General features: G+C 70.2%; 9 protein-coding genes. 7 read left to right on the top strand and 2 right to left on the bottom strand.

The genetic code is table 11. From position 1 onward, the window contains the following. Positions 1-93: 93 nt before the first annotated feature. Positions 94-996 carry a LysR family transcriptional regulator gene (locus DBV14_RS03015; RefSeq protein WP_124457715.1) on the bottom strand — a complete coding sequence of 301 codons (903 nt, stop codon included), beginning with the start codon at positions 994-996 and terminating at the stop codon, positions 94-96. Between the two features lie 160 nt (positions 997-1156). Here DBV14_RS03015 and DBV14_RS03020 point away from each other — a divergent pair, with 160 nt between their 5' ends. The 5 genes from DBV14_RS03020 to DBV14_RS03040 all read left to right on the top strand — a co-directional run bounded on the left by DBV14_RS03020 (position 1157) and on the right by DBV14_RS03040 (position 17373). Beyond that, positions 1157-2170, top strand: a complete 1014-nt coding sequence (locus tag DBV14_RS03020) for a zinc-dependent alcohol dehydrogenase family protein (RefSeq protein WP_124457716.1) — start codon at positions 1157-1159, stop codon at positions 2168-2170. A gap of 253 nt (positions 2171-2423) precedes the next feature. Beyond that, positions 2424-3086, top strand: coding sequence for an STN domain-containing protein (locus DBV14_RS03025; RefSeq protein ID WP_148092428.1), 663 nt, complete (start codon positions 2424-2426; stop codon positions 3084-3086). A 7-nt stretch (positions 3087-3093) separates the two neighbouring features. Next, positions 3094-3642, top strand: a complete 549-nt coding sequence (locus tag DBV14_RS03030; protein ID WP_260396792.1) for an RNA polymerase sigma factor — start codon at positions 3094-3096, stop codon at positions 3640-3642. 11 nt (positions 3643-3653) lie between these two features. Beyond that, the gene (locus DBV14_RS03035; protein ID WP_221621867.1) at positions 3654-4640 is read left to right on the top strand and encodes a FecR domain-containing protein; all 987 of its coding nucleotides are present in this window, start codon (positions 3654-3656) and stop codon (positions 4638-4640) included. Between the two features lie 199 nt (positions 4641-4839). After that, positions 4840-17373: a filamentous haemagglutinin family protein gene (locus DBV14_RS03040; RefSeq protein ID WP_124457720.1), complete on the top strand. Its 12534-nt coding sequence runs from the start codon at positions 4840-4842 to the stop codon at positions 17371-17373. On the opposite strand, the gene DBV14_RS03045 is transcribed toward DBV14_RS03040, so the two are convergent. Continuing rightward, positions 17339-17779, bottom strand: coding sequence for a VOC family protein (locus tag DBV14_RS03045; RefSeq protein WP_124457721.1), 441 nt, complete (start codon positions 17777-17779; stop codon positions 17339-17341). The two genes, DBV14_RS03040 and DBV14_RS03045, sit on opposite strands and share 35 nt — an antisense overlap. A 128-nt stretch (positions 17780-17907) precedes the next feature. Here DBV14_RS03045 and DBV14_RS03050 point away from each other — a divergent pair, with 128 nt between their 5' ends. Both DBV14_RS03050 and DBV14_RS33745 read left to right on the top strand, forming a co-directional pair. Continuing rightward, positions 17908-18648, top strand: a complete 741-nt coding sequence (locus DBV14_RS03050; RefSeq protein WP_124457722.1) for a serine protease — start codon at positions 17908-17910, stop codon at positions 18646-18648. A gap of 26 nt (positions 18649-18674) precedes the next feature. Continuing rightward, the gene (locus tag DBV14_RS33745) at positions 18675-19148 is read left to right on the top strand and encodes a hypothetical protein (RefSeq protein WP_124457723.1); all 474 of its coding nucleotides are present in this window, start codon (positions 18675-18677) and stop codon (positions 19146-19148) included.

A 19148-nucleotide genomic window follows, 5' to 3' on the forward strand; every position in this document is an offset into this window, starting at 1 on the left:
AGCGGGGGACATTCGCGGAGCAGAGCACACCGTCGGCGTGGGCGTCGCCCTGAATGAACCAGAACAGCAGCAGTCAAACAAAGCCGCGAAGAGTCAATCGTTGAAAGCCCGCAACATCGCCTTGCGCAACCAGGCCTCCGCCGGGTCCTTGTCCGTCACGGCGCGCCAGGCCAGCTTCAGTTGGTACGTCGGGCTCTCGAACGGCAGAGCCTCGCAGCGAAGGCCGCCTTGTACGGACAGCACTTGCGCCACGTGCTCGGGCACCGTTGCCAGCAACTCGGTGCCGGCCAACACGGCAGGCAGGCTGCCGAACTGCGGCACCGAAAAAGCCACGTCGCGCTCCTTGCCCAGTTCGGCCAGCGTTTCGTCGACCGTGCCGCACAGGTCGCCGGCGTAGGTCACCAGCACGTGGCGCCGGCGGCAGTACTCGTCGAGCGACAGCTTGCCGGCTGCGGTGTCGGCGCGCAACACGGCAAAACGCGCGGTGCGCGCCTTGCGTACCTTGGCGCCGGCGGGCAGGTCTTTCAGGAAGGCCATCACGGCGCTCACGCGTCCTTCGTCGAGGTAGCGCGGTGCGTTGCGGTAGCAGACGGTCAGCGTGACCAGCTTGGCGCGCGGCACTTCGGCGCTGAGCGCGCGCAGCAGGCGCGGCAGCATCGCGATCTGCAGGTCGTCGGTCAGGCCGATGCGGAACACCGGGGCGGCGCGCGCGGGTTCGAAGTCGGCTTGCGCGCGGAAGGTGGCCTCGATCTGCTCCAGCGCGGGGCCGAGCCCTTGCATCAGCGCCAGCGCGCGCTCGGTCGGTTCCATCACGCGGCCCTGGCGCACCAGCAACGGGTCGCCCGTGAGTTCGCGCAGCCGGGCCAGTGCATGGCTCACCGCCGGCTGGCCCAGGTTCAGCCGTTGCGCGGCCCGGCTCACGTGCCGTTCGCGCATGAGCGCCGCCAGCACCGTGAGCAGGTTCAGGTCGATGCGGCCGAGTTCGATCGGTTTCATGCGTGCTGTGGAGCGGAGTTGAACGATGTGGGGAGGTATCGATTTCGTGCATGCCGAATATCCCATCAATCGATTTCCTTGATGGCGCCGTGGCCTCTAGATTGGCGGTGTCGGTGGCTTCAATTCCGCAGCCGCCAGCTTTTCAGGAATGGATATTCACATGGGAAAGAGGGTTCGCTTTCATGCGTTCGGCGGTGCCGACGTGCTGAAGATCGAGCAGGGCGAAACGCCTGCGCCAGACGCGGGCGAGGTGCGCATCGCGGTGCAGGCGATCGGCCTGAACCGGGCCGACGCGCTGTGGCGCGAGAAGATGTACATCGAAGACGCAATGCTGCCGGCCGGGCTGGGCAACGAGGCGGCCGGTGTCATCGATGCGGTGGGCGAAGGTGTCGAAGGCCTGGCTGCCGGCGACCGCGTGGCGGTGCTGCCCGGCGCCGGGCAGGGGCGCTACCCGACCTACGGCGACAGCATCCTGTTCCCCGCCACGCATGTGGTGCGCCACCCCGGCAACCTGTCTGCCGCGCAAGCCGCCGGGGCGTACATGGCCTACCTCACGGGCTACTTTCCGATGTTCGAAATGGCCCGCTTGCAACGCGGGCAGTCCATGCTCGTCACCGGGGCTTCGTCGGGGACCGGCATCGCGGCCTTGCAGATGGCGCGCGCCGCGGGCATTCGCGCCATCGCCACCACCCGCACGGGCGCCAAGCGCCAGGCGCTGCTCGACGCGGGCGCGGCGCATGTGGTCGTGACGCAAGACGAAGATGTGATCGGCCGCGTGATGGCGCTGACCGATGGGCGCGGCGTCGAGCTGGTGTACGACGGCGTGGGCGGTGCGGACCTGGCGCGCCTGGGCGATGTCGTCGCGCACCGTGGCTGGTATGTGCTGTACGGGTTGTCCGGCGGGGCGGAGCTGGCGTACCCGGCCATCGCGCAGTTCCGCAAGAGCTGGCGCTTTCACGTCTACAAGGTGCTCGAGTTCACGGGCGCGCCCACCATGGGCCTGCCGCGCGACGAAGCGGCGCTCGGCCGCGCGCTGGCTTTTGTCGATGCGGGGCTGGCAGACGGCTCGCTGCAGGTGCATATCGACCGTGCCTTCGCGCTCGACGACGTGGTGCAGGCGCACCAGTACCTGGAGCGTGCGGGGCACATCGGCAAGGTCGTGCTCACGGTCTGAACAAGCTCCAGGCAACGCCTGAAAACGACGAGCCGCAGCGCCCCGCGGACCGCGATATTCGCGGGGCTTGCGGGGCGCATTGCATTCAACTTGTCACAAATCCTCACTAGCATCCGGTCCACTGAAAGTAGTACGGCCACGGTTCTCGCTGGCCCGCATCAAATTCCATTTCGTGACAGGACCCGGCATGTCGTGCGTTGCTCGGTCGCGAGGGTGGTTGGATGTCTTGATCTTGATTTTCGGAATCCTGTCTTTGGGTGCTTCCCTTGCCGCCGTTGTCGATTCGCCCGTTGCCCGCCCGCAAGAGCCGGCGAAGCGCGTGAGCTTCGACATTCCCGCGCAGCCGCTGGCTTCGGCGCTGCAGGCGTTCGCGCAGGCCACGGGGCAGTCGGTGTTCTTCGACGGGCAGCTTGCGGCCGGTCTCGAATCGATGCCGGTGCACGGCGAGCTGGCGCCGCGCGAAGCCTTGCAGCGGATGCTGGCGGGCACGCGGCTGGCGGCGCGCTATGCGGACGACACCACCTTTACCCTTGTCGAGACCGACGTTCCGCAGCAGGCAGTGGCGCCTGCGTCGGCAGCACCGGCCGTGGAGCCCTTGAGCGACGGCAATGCGCGCGTGGTGCAGCAGGCGCTGGAACGCACGCTGTGCCGATGGCCTGCCGTGCAGCCCGGCAGCTACCGCGCACTGGTGCAGCTGTGGGTCGGGCCTTCCGGCCGTGTGCGGCGCACGCGCCTGCTCAGCACGACCGGTCTCGCGCAGCGCGACGCGGCACTCGAAAGCGCGATGAACACGCTGGTGCTGGCCCCGCCGAAGGAGGGCGAGGAAACGCCCGACGAACCCCTGACCATATTGCTGCTGCCCCGCACCGGCCACAGCACCGATGTGTGCGCGGGCGTGGCGCCCGCCGCGTCCTGAGTCCGCCGTGGAACAAGACACCCCCGGCTTCCTGCGCAACCTGCTGACGAGCCGCTACCTCGACTTTCGCAACCGGCTGCGCCGCCGCCTCGGTTCGGAGGACGTGGCCGACGACGTGCTGCACGAAACCTGGCTGCGCGTGAACCGCATGAGCGACCCCGGGCCGGTGCAGAGCCCGATGGCCTACCTGCTGCGCATCGCGTCGAACGTGGCGGAAGACCGGCGCATTTCCAATGGCAGGCTGCTCGACTTCGTGGAGGTCGAGGAGCTGCTGCACTTTGCCGACGAGGGCCAGGACCCGGCGCGCCTGTCTGAAGGCCGCAGCGAAGTGCAGGCGCTGGAGCGCGCGCTCGAAGAGCTGCCGCGCCGGCGCCGCGAAATTTTCATTGCCTCGCGCGTGGACGAAACGCCGCACAAGGACATCGCGTTGCGCTACGGCGTGTCGGTGCGGATCGTGGAGCGCGAAGTGAAGGCCGCGCTGGTGCATTGCGCCGGCCGGCTGGGGCGCGATGTGATCCAGAGGTTCGGTCCCGGGGCCGGAAAACAGTCTCAGTAGGGATGCTTGCCGTGAACACCCCGAACGACGACCGCGCCGCGCTGGAAGCGCAGGCGCGCGACTGGCTCGTGCGCCTGACCTCGGGCCGGGCCACGACGGTCGACGCGCAGGATTTCAGGCGCTGGTGCGGCCAGAGCCCGCTGCACGCGCAGGTCATGGCCGAGACGACCCGGCTGTGGGACGTGGCACGGCCCGCGGCCGAGGCGGTGGCGCAGCGCCTGCGCGCCGCGGAGCCGCCGCGCGCCGCCGTCATCGCCCGAGCGCATCCCAATCGCCGCTACATCCTCGGTGCCGCGCTGGCCGCCGGCGCCGCTGCCTTCGTGGTGGTGCGGCCGCCGGGCCGGCTGTGGCCCGCGCTGTCCGACATGACGGCCGACTACAGCACCGGCACCGGCGAGCAGCGCCAGGTGGTGCTGGCCGACGCGGCGGTGGTCGAGATGAACACGCAGACCAGCTTCAACGTGTCGCGCGCCGCCGAAGGGGAGGCGGCCACGCTCGACCTGCTGGGTGGCGAGGCGCAGGTGCTGCTCGATGCATCGCGCGCCACGCCGTTCACGATGACGGTCGGTGGCGGCCGGCTGGTGGCCGCGGCCGCCAGCCGCTTCAACGTGCGCGCCACCGGCGCCGAGGTGTGCGTGACCTGCATGGCCGGCTCGGTCGAGCTTGCTTACGGCGGCCGCGTGTGGGTCGCGAAGGAGGCGCAGCAGATCAGCTACGGCAGGCGCGGTGCCGAGGTGGCGCGCGCGCCCGACCTTTCGGCCGTGAATGCATGGCGCGAGCGCGTGCTGGTGTTCGACAACACGCCGCTCGCGGCGGTGGTCGAGGAAATCAACCGCTACCGCCCCGGCCGGTTGATCGTGACCAATGCCGAGCTGGGCCGGCGCAAGGTGCAGGCGCGCTTGCGGCTCGAACAGCTGGCGCGCATCGAAACGCTGATCGGTGCCAGCTACGGCGCCAAGGTGACGACGCTGCCGGCCGGCATCGTGCTGCTCGGCTAGGGCCCGCGCGGCCCTTTTTGCCTTTGCTGCGTGACACGGCTGTGAAAAACACGGCCACCCGCATCGCCTCGCAAATTTTTCCTGTCTTTTGCTCATGCCGTGTCGGTCGCATCCGGCGAGCCCGGTCTCTTAACCAGAGCGCGGCGCTACATCGCCGTGCCACGCAATCACGCGAACGGGTTTTCCTCTGGGGTATGAAATGAGCAAACAGACATTCCGCCGCGCACCGGTCGCGCATGCGGTCGCCATCGCACTGGCCATGGCGGGCTTCGCCGGCAACGCACAGGCACAGCGCGCGTTCAGCGCGGCCTGGATGGCACAGAAGAACGTGGCGCAGGGCACGGCCGCTGCCACGGGCTACCTGCCGAACGGCATGCCGGCCTCGATGCTGACGAACCCGCTCGCGCAGCAGCAGAAAGCCAGCGAGCAACTGCAGCGCTCCCTGGGCAACCTGAACCTGGCGGCGCAGGCAATCGCCGCGCAGCAGGCGGCGCAGGCGGCGGCACGGCTGGCCGCGCAGAACGGCGGCAGCGACGTGCCGGACGGGCTGGTCGAAGGCGGCCTGAAGGTCGACACCAACAGCCTCACGGCCGGCTGGCACAACGCCAACGCACCGGTGCCCGGCACGGCCGGCGGCCGCACCACGGTGACCGTCCAGCAGACCGGCGACAAGGCCATCCTGAACTGGGAGACCTTCAACGTCGGGCGCAACACCACGGTCGATTTCAAGCAGCAGGCCGAATGGGCCGTGCTCAACCGCGTCAACGACCCGGCCGCGCGCCCGTCGCAGATCCGCGGGCAGATCAAGGGCGACGGCACGGTGCTCATCGCCAACCGCAACGGCGTGGTGTTCAGCGGCAGCAGCCAGGTCGACACGCGCAACCTGGTGGCGGCCGCCGCAAGCATCAAGGACTCGCAGTTCACCAGCGGCGGCATCTATTCGAACGGCACGGCGCCCAGCTTCACCACGCTGAAGGAAGACCTGGGCAAGGTCGAGGTGCAGGCCGGTGCGCGCATCACGACCAGGGAGCCGGGCTCCGTCACGCAGGGCGGCGGCTACGTGCTGCTGCTCGGCAAGGAAGTGTCGAACGCCGGCGAAATTTCCACCCGCAAGGGCCAGGCGCAGATGGCGGCGGGCGACAGCTTCCTCATCCGCAAGGGTGTGGGCACCGATGCCAACACCTTCTCGACCACGCGCGGCAACGAGGTGGCGCCGCAGTTCGTGCCCGACAGCACGGCGGGCAAGGTGAGCAACACCGGGCTGATCACCGCGCGCGAAGGCGACATCACGCTGGCCGGCCGCGACGTGCGGCAAGACGGCGTGGCCGTGGCCAGCAGCACCGTCAGCGCACGCGGCACGGTGCACCTGCTGAACTCGGCGTCGGACAAGCTGGGCAACGTGGCCGTGGGCAAGGGCGCGGTCACCGCCGTGGTCATCGAGGACGACGGCAAGGCCAGCGCGCTCGACAGCCAGCGCGATGCGCTCATCAAGGATTCGGCCGCGCAAGACGCGCTGCGCTTCGCGGCCCTGGCCAACGGCTTCGACAACCTGGCCAACCTGTCGGACCGGCGCGACCAGTCGCGCATCGAGATCGTCTCGGGCGGCGACATCCGCTTCGAGGGCGATTCGCTCACGCTCGCCACCGGCGGGCAGATCGCGGCCAGTGCCGCGCGCCGCAGCTTCGTGGCCGACAGGGCGCGGCTCGACGTGTCGGGCGCGGTGGGCGTGAGCGTGGCCATGGAGTCGAACAACGTCAAGGTCAACGTGCAGGGCAACGAGCTGCGCGATTCGCCGCAGAACCGCGAGAGCGGCAAGCTCTTCAACAACGACGTGTGGATCGACCGCCGCAGCCTGGTGCGCGTGGCGCCCGGCGTGGGCGGCTACGAAGGCGAGCGCTGGTACGCGGCGGGCGGCCTGCTCGAAGTCGGTGGCTACCTGGGCAACCAGGGCCACGGCATCGGCGAATGGGCCGCGCAGGGCGGCACGGTGGTGCTGGGCGGCAAGGAAGTGGTGACGCAGGCGGGCTCCAGCGTGAACCTGTCGGGCGGCTCGCTGAACGTGCAGACCGGCTTCATCAACCAGACCTGGCTCAAGGGCAGCGACGGCCGCCTGTACAGCCTGAACAAGGCCCCGTCGGACATGGTGTTCGATGGCGTCTACAAGGGCTTCGAGGCCGAGCACGCGCGCTGGGGCAAGAAGAACACCGAGTATTTCTACAACCCGCTGATCGGGCCGCAGCGCCTGCTTGAAAACGGCTACACGGTGGGCCGCGACGCGGGCCGGCTGGTGGTGAGCGCGCCCACGGCGGTGCTCGAAGGCGACATCGTGGCCGACGTGTTCAACGGTGCGCGCCAGACGCGGGCACGCGATGCCATCGAGGACGGCTACCGGCAGGCGCAGACCGCGGTGGCGCGAGGCGGTGCGCTGGCGGTGGGCCGCTATTCGGCGCTGGGCCGCGTGGACCTGTTCGACACCGACGTGCGCCTTGGCGACATCGCGCGCACGACGCAGCAGATGGCCGCCGCCGACGCGCTGGCCACCGACCGCATCGGCACGCTGTGGATCGACAGCGCGCAGCTGAATGCGCAGCACCTGTCGGTGCTGGACATCGGCACGCTCGGCACTGTGAAGGTCGAGAAGGCCGTGGCGCTGGCGGACGGCGGGCAGGCCAGCCTGCTCGGCGCGTTCATCGACATCGGCGCCGACATCACGGCGCGCGGCGGCAAGCTGGATGCCGGCAACATCTTCACGTCGCCGATGACCGGCACCCTGGTGCGCGCGCTGGCGAAAGACGGCGCGTCGTCGGTCACGCTGCGCGATGGCGCCACGCTCGACCTGCGCGGGCGCCGTGTCGATGTGGGCACGTCCCCCGAAGACTCGGCCACGCTGGCCGCCATCGACGGCGGCACGGTGCGCATCGAATCGACGCACGGCGTGATGATCGAAAAGGGCAGCCTGATCGACGTGTCCTCCGGCGCCGCGCTGCTGGCCAAGGGCAAGCAGAAGGGCGGCAAGGGCGGCAGCGTGGCGCTGGTGGCCGACTCGGCTGCCACGGCCACCGACGCGAAGGGCGTGCTCTCGCTGGGCGGCGAAATCCGTGGCCACGGCGTGAACGGCGGCGGCACGCTGAAGATCGAAACGGGCAATGCGCTGGCCATCGGCCTCGACCCCGCAACGGCGGACGCAGCGACGCTGGTGCTCGACGCATCGCGCCTGCAGTCCGGCTTTTCGGCCTACGACCTCAACGGCCACCAGGGCCTGTCGGTCGCGCCGGGTGCGCAAATCGACGTGGCGGTGCCGGTCTACCGCATCGCCCCCGACACCTCCGCGGGCAACGAGGGCGGCGTCGCGCTGCAGCTGTGGACCCCGCCGCTGCTGCAGCAGGACGTGGCGAACCGGCAGGTGATTCAACGCCAGGGTGCCGACCTGACGCTGCGCGCGCAGCGCCGCGTCACCGAAGGCGGCGACATCGCCATCGGCGCGGGCTCGGTGGTGACGGTCGATCCGGGCCGCTCGATCCGCCTGCTCGGCGGCGGCAAGAGCAGCTTCGTGGTCGATGGCCGGCTCAATGCCTGGGGCGGCAGCATCGGCATCGACATCGAGGCGCCCCTTTTCAATTCGGCGGTCAGCACGTCGCTGGCGGCGCACAACCGCTCGGTGTGGATCGGCGAGGGCGCGGTGCTCGACGTGGCGGCGCGCGCCCAAACGGGCGTCGATGCCAGCGGCCGGCGCTACGGCTCGGTGCGCAACGGCGGCACCATTTCCATCGGCGGCGCACTCGACTGGGAAGCCAAGGGCGTGGCCAATGCGCCCGACCTGGCGCTGGTGATCCGGCCCGGCGCGGTGCTCGATGCCTCGGGCAGCAGCGCGGCCATCGACGTGCCGGCCGGCGGCCTTTGGCGCGAGCTGAACGTGGCCAGCAACGGCGGCAGCATCGTGCTCAAGTCGGCGCACAGCCTCTACCTGGACGGCACGCTGCGCGCGCATGCGGGCGGCGCCAATGCGGCGGGCGGCACGCTGGCCGTGGCGCTCGAGACGCCGGTGTTCTCCAAGTTCGCGCAGGTCGACAACGCGGTGCGGCAGGAGCGCGAACTGGTGCTGTCGCAGACGCGGCAACCGAGCGGATTGCCTTCGACGCTGCAACCGGGCCAGGCCGATGCGGCGCTGACGTACGGCAAGGGCCGGCTGGGCGTGGACCAGGTGCGGGACGGTGGCTTCGGCAATCTGTCGCTGCTGGTCAACGGCCTGTTGAGCTTCGATGGCAACGTCGATTTTTCGACCGCGCAGAGCATGCGCATCTACGCCGGCAGCTTTGCGCTGGCCGACAGCGCTGCGGCGGATTCGCAGGTGCGCCTTGCATCGTCCTACCTGCGGCTGGCCGGCGCGGCCAACGCGGCCAGGCAAGACGGCGAGGTGCTCTACAGCGTGAACTGGCGCTCGGGCGCATCGAAGCGATCGAGCGACGCGGTGTTCACGGCCGAGGCCGACCAGATCGACGTTCGCGACCGCGTGGGCTTCGGCGCGCACGGCGATATCGCCATGAAGACCGGGCCCGCGCAGACGGTGGACCGCCGCGGCTTCGACCAGGTGAACGTGACGAGCCGCGGCGACCTGAGGTTGCTGGGCGGCACGCCGGCGCTCGGCCTGCGCGGCGCGACCACGACCGAGCTGGCCACGATGGGCGACCTGACCATCACCGCCGCGCAGATCTATCCCGCCACCGGCGTCGACGCGCAGATCATCGCGGGCTACGACAAGGGCCGCGTGCTGGACATCCGCCGGCAGGTCGAAGGCGACGTGGCCATGCCGCAGTCGGCGTTCGGCATCCTGGCGATCGGCGGCGACACGGTGCGCCAGGGCGGCATCGTGCGCGCCCCGCTGGGCAACCTGATCGTGGGGCAAGACGGGCGCGGCACCTACGAGGCGCATGCGAGCCTGGTCGACCTGATGCCGGGCAGCATTACCTCGGTCAGCGGCGCCGGCTTGCTCATGCCGTATGGCGGCACGACCGACGGCATCGGCTACAGCTATGCCGGCAAGCCCGTCGACAAGCGCGCCATCGGCCGCAGCAGCATCTTGCTCACGGGCGATAGCGTGGTCGGCCATGAAGGCGCGCTGCTCGACCTGTCGGGCGGCGGCGAACTCACGGGCGCGGGCTTCATCAGCGGGCGCGGTGGTTCGGTCGACGTGCTGCGCACGCCGCTGGCCAATGCCAACCCCGCCAACACCTTCAGCAAGGCGGGCAACGGCGTGTACGCCATCGTGCCGGGCTTCCAGGGCGGCTATGCGCCGGTGTCGCCGGATGCGGGCGCATCGGAGCCGGCCATCGGCCGGCAGATCACGCTCGACACCGACGTGGCCGGGCTCAAGGCCGGCACCTACACGCTGCTGCCTTCCACCTACGCGCTGCTGCCGGGCGCCTTCCGCGTGGAGCTGGGCGCCGAGAGCGCGCTGCCGACCGCGCCGCTGTCGGTCGGCAATGGCTCGCACGTGGCGAGCGGACACCTGGGCGTTGCCAACTCGGCGGTGAAGTCTTCGCTGAGCAGCCAACTGGTCATTACGCCAGCGGCCTCGGTGAAGCTGAGCGCCAGCTACAACACGATGGGCTACGACGCCTTCGTGATGGCCGACGCGGCCCGCCTGGGCGGCGTGCGCGGCGAGATCGCGGCCGACTCGCGCAACCTGCTGCTCGACTATTTCTACAGCAAGCCGAAGGACGGCGTGCCGATGCTGAAGTTCGACGGCAAGGCGCTGCTCAACCCCGCCGCCGGCAGCGTGGGCTTCGGCGGCACGCTCTCGGTGATCGCCACGACGCTCGAGGTGCTGGCGCCGGGCGCCGAGCGCACGCCGGGGTTCACGGGCGCGTCGTTGCAGGCCGACCAGCTCAATGCCCTCGGCGCGCCCCGGATGATCCTGGGCGGCAAGCTCGAGATGGCCTACGCGGACAACTTCGCCACCTTCAAGTCCGACGCGGGCGAGGTCACCGTGCGAAGCGGCGCCACCTTGCGCGCCCCGGAAATCTTCCTGCTGTCGAGCGGCTACGGCGCAGGCATCAGCGTGGAGCAGGGGGCTTCGCTGAACACGCTCGGCATGGGCGCGCCGGCCTACGACTCGACCGACGGCGTGGTCTTCTCGGCAGGCCGTGGCGCCGTGCTGGGGTTGTCGAACGGCTGGATCAACCTGCTGCCGCCCACGTTCGACGGAACGCCTTCTCCCATCCAGATCGGCAACTGCTCGACCGCGTCATGCAGCGGCAACGCCACGCTGTATGGCGAAGGCACGCTTGCTGTGGCCACCAACCGCGCGTTCACGCTGGCCGACAACGTGCGCTACGGCGCGAAAAACCTGGTGCTGGCCGTGTCGTCGGTCAACCTGGGCAGCGACGCGGCGCTGCAGCAGGCGGCCGCCAACAACCAGTTGCCGTCGGGCCTGTCGATGAACCAGGGCATCCTGGCCAACCTGCTGGCGGGCAACAAGGGCGAAGGCGTGCCGGCGGTCGAGACGCTGGTGCTGAACGTGCGCGAGTCGGTCAACATCTACGGCGCGGTGTCGCTGGACACGCTCGACCCCGCGACCGGCGTGTCGTCCATCGAGCGGCTGGTGCTGGGCACGCCCGCCATCTACGGCTACGGCGGCGCGGGAGACAGCGCGAAGATCACCACCGGCGAATTCATCTGGACCGGACTGACGCCCGCACCGGCGCGTTCGAACGAAAGCTTCCCCGGCCCCAACACGCCGGGCGGCGCCATCGGCAGCCTGCTGGGCAACGGCACGCTCGACGTGTCGGCGGCGCGCATCGTGTTCGGCCATGGCCCCAACACGCAGCCCGACGCGGGCTTCTCGGCCGACCGGCTGGCGCTGGGCTTTGCCACGGTCAACCTGAACGCGACCGAGCGCATCACCGCCAACGACAAGGGCACGCTGGGCGTGTACCAACGACAGGGCGACTACGTGGCCGGCAAGGGCTACGACTTCAGCGGCGGCAACCTGAACCTGCGCGCACCGCTCATTACCGGCGAGGCAGGGTCGAACAACCACATCACGGCGGGCGGCGACGTTCTCGTCAGCTCGGCGGGCGGCGCGCAGCCGGCCGGCGACCGGACGCTGGGCGCGGAGCTGGGCCTGTCGGGCCGCAACGTCACCATCGACGGCACCATCGGCCTGGCGTCGGGCAAGCTGCAGCTGTCGGCCACCGGCGACGTGATGCTGGGCGCCAATTCGCGCATCGACCTGTCGGGCCAGCCGGTGAAGTTCTTCGAGCAGACGCGCTACAGCCGCGGCGGCGACCTGGTGGTGTCGAGCACGACGGGCAACGTGACGCAGGCCGCGGGCTCGGTGATCGACATGTCGGCCACGCACAACCGCGGCGGCAGCATGCAGGTCACGGCGCTGGGTGCCGGCGCGGGCCGCGTGGACCTGGGCGGCAGCATTCTCGGCACGGCCAGCGGCGCCTACGACGCGGGCGGCACCATCGTGCCGTACGACGGGGCCGAGATCAATGTGCGCGGCCAGAGCGTGGCCGACTTCGCGGGCCTCAACACGCGCCTGAACCAGGGCGGCGTGACCGGCGCGCGGCGCTTCCAGATCAAGCAGGGCGACCTTGCCATCGGCGACGAAGTGAAGGCGCGGCAGGTCGAGGTGGTGGTGGACGGCGGCAGCCTCACGGTGAACGGCCGCATCGATGCCAGCGGTTTCCAGGTCGGCTCGATCCGCCTGGCGGCCAAGGGCGACCTCACGGTGAACGGCGCGCTCGATGCGCACGGCACGGGCCTGCGCGTGGACAGCTACGGCAAGATCATCGACAGCCCGAACCGGGCCATCGTCGAGCTGACCAGCACCGAAGGCATGCTGACGCTGGGCGGTGGCGCGCGCATCGACCTGCGTGCCGGCACCGACGTGGCCGTGGGCAGCAAGCCGGGCCAGAACGATGGGGGCGCGCGCGGCACGCTCGAGCTGAACGCGCGCCGCACGGGTGGCGACGGCGTGGGCGGCAGCGGGACCGGCGCGAACGACGTGGCCGTCACGGTGAACGGCACGCCCGTGGTCCTGGGCGCGAAGAGCATCGCGGTCAATGCATTCCGCACCTACCGCGATGCGCCGGACGCACCCGCGGCCGACGTGACCGGCCACAAGCCGCAGCTCATCACGCAGAAGTTTTTCGACGACATCGATGTCGACAGCAGCGCCTTCATGGACAGCGCGCTGGCCAATGCATCGCTGTCCACGCGGCTGGCGGGACTGGGCAGCTACCACCTGCGGCCCGGCGTGGAAATTACCAGCAGGACGGCGGACGGCGACCTGAGCGTGGTCGGCGACATCGACCTCTCGGGCTACCGCTACGGCCCGGGTGCCGACCGCAACGATCCGGCGCGGCGCGGCTTCGGCGAACCGGGCAGGCTGGTGATTCGCGCGGGCGGCAACCTCAACATCTACGGCAGCATCAACGACGGCTTCGCGCCGCCGCCGGCCACGCCCGACGACACGGGCTGGTACCTGTCCGAGCAGAGCAAGTTCGGCCAGCCGTTCACGTCTTTCGGTGGCGACATCGTCATCCCGATCGATGGCGTGGTGCTCGACAAGGGCACGGTGTTCCAGAGGGACTCGGTGCTGAACTACGACATGCCGGCCCAGGCCCTGGTGCTGCCCGGCGGCACGGTGCTGCCGGTGGACGCGACGCTGGGCGAGGCCTACACGCTGCCCGCCGGCACGGTGCTGCGCGCCAACGTCTACAACGCCGACGGCAGCATCCGCCTGAAGGCCGGCACGGTGCTGGGCGAAGCGGTGGCGCTCGACAGCGGCATGAAGCTGGGCGCCGGCACTTCCCTGCGCGGCGACGCCAGCGTGCTGGCGCTGGTCTGGCCCAAGGGCGTGCGGATGCCGACCGCCATGAAGGCCGCCAGCACCATCGCGCTGCCGCGCGGCGCGCTGATTCCGTCCATGACCGACGTCCAGCTGCCGAACGACGAGCCCGTGAACCTGCGACCCATGGTCAATGGCGTGCAGGGCCGCAACTGGGCCGTGGCGCCGATGCTGGGGCAGGGCGCGAGCAGCTGGAGCCTGCAGCTCACGGCGGGCGCCGACCTGGACTCGGCCGACCGCCGCGCGGTCGACCCCGCGAAGCAGGGCTCCATCATCCTGGCCGACAGCCACACGATGACGAGCATCAAGATCGAGCCGGGCGGCACCGGGCTCGTGTGGGGTCCGGCCGGACCGGACTGGGGCTTCGAGGTGGGCTCGCCAGTGGAGTCCTGGTTGGTCGACTCCGGCTACTGCGATTTCCTCGGACCCGACGGCTGCTTGGTCGATCCGGTGCGGATCGTCAAGAAATGGGGGCCCGACGCCTTCAAGCTGGACCCGAGCTTCAAGGAAGGCGAACTGGTCCCGGACAGCGAGCTGTCCCGCTGCGACTCGGGCAATGCGGCCCTTTGTGTCACGTTCATCAACCCGGTGAAGGACATTGCCAAGCACACGCTGCTGTCGCCGATGTTCAGCGTGGTGCGCACCGGCACCGGCGACCTGGGCGCCGCCGCGGCGGGCAACTTCATCATGGAGTCGCCGTTCGGTTTCTACACGGCCGGCACGCGCTCGGCACCGCTGCTCGATGCCAACGGCCTCGACCCCTTCAACCTTCCGCGCGGAAAAACCCTCGATGGCTCGGCGATCGGTGCACAGGTCAACGACTACGATGCGGCGCTCGCGGCTTACCAGGCGTGGTACCCGGAGCACGGCGGCAACGTGGACATCGCGGTGCGCGGCAATGTGCTGGGCGATGTCTGGGGCACCTTCGGCATCGGCCGGTCGCAGATTCCGAGCGCCTCGGTGGGCAGCTGGCTGTGGCGCCAGGGCTCGGGCAACGCCCTGCCCGGCAGCGACAGCATTGCCACGGCGTGGTGGATCAACTTCGGCGCGTATGCGGTGACGCCCCTGCAGCGGTTCAGCGACGCCAGCATCGAGCCCTACCTGGTGGGCTTCACCGGCATGGGCACGCTGGGCGGCGGCAACCTGACGCTGAGCACGGGCGGCGACGCGGGCCTCAGCAGGCGGATGGGCGATGGCCAGCGCTTTGCGCGCAGCGAAGCCATCGTCGCGGCGGTCGGCAGCACCGGCCGCGTCGATGCGAACGGCAACATGACCCTGACCGGCGGCGGCGACCTGCAGCTGCGCATCGGCGGCGCCATCAACCCGAACCTCGCGGCGGCGCAGTACGCAAGCTATGGCACCAACGGGCAATACCTGGACCTGAATGGCGCGCTGGTCAACCTGCGCGGCGCGGCCCTGGTGTCCGCCAGTGCCATCGGCGGCATCGAGCTGATGTACCGCAAGGCCCTGCGCGCGATCCCGGGCCAGGAAGGCGACGCGGCGGACACGCGCCCGATCGACCCGTTCAGCGCGACCATCGGCGTCGGCAATGCCGGCATCCTGCTGGTGCCCGGGGATTCCGCGATGCACCTGGACACGCCGGGTGACCTGGTCATGTCGAGCGTGGTCGATCCGGGCCGCGCGATGGTGCCGAACACCTCGCCCTTCACGTTCGGTGGCATGGCGTACAGCGCCGGCCAGAGCTGGTTCACGCTGTGGACCGGCCGCACGGCCATCAACCTGTTCAGCGCCGGCGGCAATCTCACGCCCGGCACCGACGTTGCCAACATCCGTCCCAGCAGCGGGGACTTCGGCAGCATCAACGTGAGCGACAGCGTGACCGTGTATCCGTCGATCCTGCGCGCCACGGCCGCTTCGGGCAGCCTGTACTACGGCCTCTCGGCAGCGCCGGCCAAGCAAGCGGACGGCAAGGCGCTGGTGCTGGCGCCATCGCCGACAGGCGAACTCGAGTTCCTGGCGGGCACGTCGCTGTTCGGCGGGGGCTATCCGGTCAGCATGTCGGGCGCGGTCACGCCGCTGCCGACGCCGCTGGCGCCCGCGTTCGTCGGCTACGACGCGTTCCAGAAGCCGGTGGTCTACAACACCAGCACCCTGGGTTCGGTGGGCGCGGGGGAACTGATCCCGATACCTGCCTCGTTCAACTACTTTCCGCTGTTCGCGTTCGGGCCGGACACGCTCGGCAGCCACGCGTTGCACGCCGCCGATGCACCGCCCACGCTCTTCTATGCGGCCAGGGGCGACATCCTGGGGCTGGCCAGCGGCACGGCCCGCAGGGTCACCGCGGCGGGCATTCCGACGGTCGAGACCTGGAACCGCTCGGCCGCGCCGGCACGCATCCGCGCCGGGCGCGACATCGTCGGCACCGACGCGCTGATCGTCAACAACGACCCGCGCGACGTCTCGCTGATCGAGGCCGGGCGCGACATCCTGTATGCGAACGTGCGCGTCGCCGGACCCGGTGCGCTGGAAATTTCGGCGGGCCGCCACATCACGCAGGACGACCGCGCCAGCGTGGTGAGCAAGGGCGCGCTGGTCGAGGGCGACACGCGCCCCGGCGCGAGCATCTCGATGATGGCCGGCATGGGCCCGATGGGCGTGGGCGGCCCCGACTTCTCGGCCATTGCCGACCGCTACCTCGATCCGGCGAAGCGCGCCGCGTCGGGCGCCGGCGAGTCGCTGGCCAGCCAGCCGGACCGCGTGGTGAAGACCTACGAAGTGGAGCTGGCCGCGTGGCTCGCCGAGCGCTATGGCTTCGTTGCCACCAGCCAGGACGCGAAGGACCCGGGCAGCGCGCAGGCGTACTTCAGGACGCTGGCGCCGGAGCAGCAACGCGTGTTCCTGCGCACCGTGTACTTTGCCGAACTGCGCGCCGGCGGCCGCGAATACAACGACGTGAACGGTCCACGCTACGGCAGCTACCTGCGCGGCCGCGGCATGATCGCCACGCTGTTCCCCGACCTGGACGCCAACGGGCAGGAGATCGTGCGCAAGGGCGACATCATCATGTACGGCCCCTCGGGCGTGCACACCGATTTCGGCGGCGACATCCAGATGATGGCGCCGGGCGGGCAGATCGTGGTGGGCGTGCAGGGCGCGGTGCCGCCGGGCAGCGCGGGCGTCATTACCCAGGGCATGGGCCACATCCAGCTGTTCAGCGAAGGCAGCCTGCTGCTGGGCCTTTCGCGGGTCATGACCACCTTCGGCGGCGACGTGCTGGCCTGGTCCGAGAAGGGCGACATCAACGCCGGCCGTGGCTCCAAGACCACGCTGGTCTACACGCCGCCCAAGCGCGTGTACGACAACGTGGGCAACGTGAAGCTGTCGTCGCAGGTGCCCAGCTCGGGCGCCGGCCTGGCAACGCTGGCGCCCATCCCGGAAGTGCCGGCGGGCGACATGGACCTGATCGCGCCGCTGGGCACCATCGATGCCGGCGAGGCGGGCATCCGCGTGTCGGGCAACGTGAACCTGGCCGCGCTGCAGGTGGTGAACGCGGCCAACATCCAGGTGAAGGGCGAGTCGGCCGGCCTGCCGGTGGTGGCGTCGGTGAACGTCGGTGCGCTGACCAACGCCAGCGCGGCGGCTTCGCAGGCCGCCACGGCGGCGCAGGACGCCATGCAGCGCGAACGCGCGGCGGCGCGCCAGAGCCTGCCGTCGGTGTTCACCGTGCGCGTGCTGGGCTTCGGCGACGAGCCGGCGGGCGGCGGACCGGGCGCTGGCGAAGTGCGCGGCGCAACGGCCACCAAGGTCGGCTACGACGCGAACAGCCCGGTGCAGGTGCTGGGCCGTGGGCCGCTGGGCGACGCGCAGAAGGCGAAGCTCACGCCACGGGAGCGGCAACTGCTGGGGCAGTGACGGACAGGGGGGCGGGCGGCGCCGGCGGAGCAGGTGGCGCGGGTGGCACATCCGCCACCATCAGCAGGTTGCCGTCCGGGTCCTTGAACATCAGGAAGGCGCCATCGACGATGTCGCCGTGCGGCGCACCCAGGGCCGCCAGCGACGCCCTGGCCGCAGCGATGTCGGTGGTGTTGAAGTGAAACAGCGGCTTGCGGTCGTGCGGGCCGCTGAAGTCTTTGCTGTCGAGCACCAGGCCGCTGCCGTGCCGCATCGGGACGACGTAGATGTGGCCGAAGAGGATCTCGCCCGTGGGCTCTGCGCCCAGCAGGCGGCAGTACCAGTCGCGGGCGGCGCGGATGTCGCGCACCGGAATGAAGACCGCGCCGATGTGCGCGTCGATGGGGGAAGCAGTAGGGGAAGGCATGCAAAAAGCATCGCATCCCGCGCGGGCCGGAGCTTAATTTTTCATGAAATTTTTATGACAAAGCGCAGTTTTGCGTGCGCCGTTCCGTCTAGTTGCCAGAGCCCTTGCGATCGCCTTTTTCTTTCCTCATGCCTGCTGCCACTTTCTTCACCCGCCTGCGCCTGCCGGTGTTCGCGGCATGGGCCCTTGCCTTGTTCGCGCTCCCGGTGGCGGCGTGGGCCGGCGCACTGCCCGAGGCCAACGCCAGCGGCGTTTTTCTCAACGAAGCCGGCGACGTGCTCACCGCGCGGCATGCCGTGTCGGACTGCCGCTCGCTCTTTGCCATCAAGGGCGGGCAGGTGGCGCAGGCCACGGTGATCGCGGAAAGCGCCGAGCTCGACGTCGCCGTGCTGCGTACCACGCTCAAGCCGTACCTTGGCGCCACCTTCGCGCTGGCCGATGCCGCGCCCGGCCGCAGCATCGGCGTGTTCACGGAAGCCTATGCCGTGCTGCAGCGCCTGCCCGACCGCGCGGCCTTGCTCAGCAACGCCATGACCGTGCCCGGCGCCGAAGGCCTGCAACTGCTGTCGGGCGCGAAGCCCGGCGCCAGCGGCAGCGCGGTGCTGGGGGCCGACGGGCTGCTGCTGGGCGTGGTGGTCGAGCGCGTGGCGGCGGCGCCGCATGCGGCCGGCATGGCACTGAGCCGCGTGGCCTCGGCCAGCGGCGTGACCGGTGCCACGCAGGTGCGCGCCGTGCCGGCCTCGCAGTTGCGGCAGTTCCTGGGCCGTCACGGCATCGCCTTCGCGGCCAGCGACAGTCCGCAGTTGAGCCCGATGCAATCGCCGGCCGCACGGGCGTCGACCCTGTCGGTCGGCGTGCTGTGCGGCTGAGCTTTTTCCTTCTTCCAGAAAGATCCATGAACGCTTCTTCCAAGAAATCCACGCCCGGCTGGGGCCGCCTGCGCCTGGCGCTGGGCTGGCTCGGCCTGGGCATTGCCAGCGCCACCGTGCCCGTCGTCGCTTCCGCGCAGGCCCAGGCGCAGCAGCCGGTGCCGCAGCACTGGATCAGCTATGCCAACCTGGCCGGCAACCAGCTGCAGTCTTCGCTGAGCGACCCGGCCAACGAAACCGTGGTGCGGCTGCACGCCTGGATGCAGGAGCGCATGCTGAAGGAAGGCCAGCCCGTGCTGCCCGCGCCGGTGGTGGTGCGCGTGTGGGTCGCCGCCAACGGCAAGATCGAGCGCGTGGCCTTCGACTCGCTGGGCAACGCGCAGGCCGACGCCGACCTGCGCGCGCTGCTCACCGCGCAGCCGCTGGCCGAAGCACCGCCGCGCGACATGCGCCAGCCGATGGTGCTGCAGCTCACGCTGAGCATCATTGCCAGCACCTGA

This window comes from Variovorax sp. KBW07, assembly GCF_003852515.1.
GTDB lineage: Bacteria > Pseudomonadota > Gammaproteobacteria > Burkholderiales > Burkholderiaceae_C > Variovorax.

What these genes read in the sequence shown, in the direction of transcription:
- DBV14_RS03040 (WP_124457720.1), top strand. Translation starts at nt 4,840, where the DNA reads ATGAGCAAACAGACATTCCGCCGCGCACCGGTCGCGCATGCGGTCGCC.
- DBV14_RS03050 (WP_124457722.1), top strand. Translation starts at nt 17,908, where the DNA reads ATGCCTGCTGCCACTTTCTTCACCCGCCTGCGCCTGCCGGTGTTCGCG.
- DBV14_RS03020 (WP_124457716.1), top strand. Translation starts at nt 1,157, where the DNA reads ATGGGAAAGAGGGTTCGCTTTCATGCGTTCGGCGGTGCCGACGTGCTG.
- DBV14_RS03045 (WP_124457721.1), bottom strand. Translation starts at nt 17,779, where the DNA reads ATGCCTTCCCCTACTGCTTCCCCCATCGACGCGCACATCGGCGCGGTC.
- DBV14_RS03015 (WP_124457715.1), bottom strand. Translation starts at nt 996, where the DNA reads ATGAAACCGATCGAACTCGGCCGCATCGACCTGAACCTGCTCACGGTG.
- DBV14_RS33745 (WP_124457723.1), top strand. Translation starts at nt 18,675, where the DNA reads ATGAACGCTTCTTCCAAGAAATCCACGCCCGGCTGGGGCCGCCTGCGC.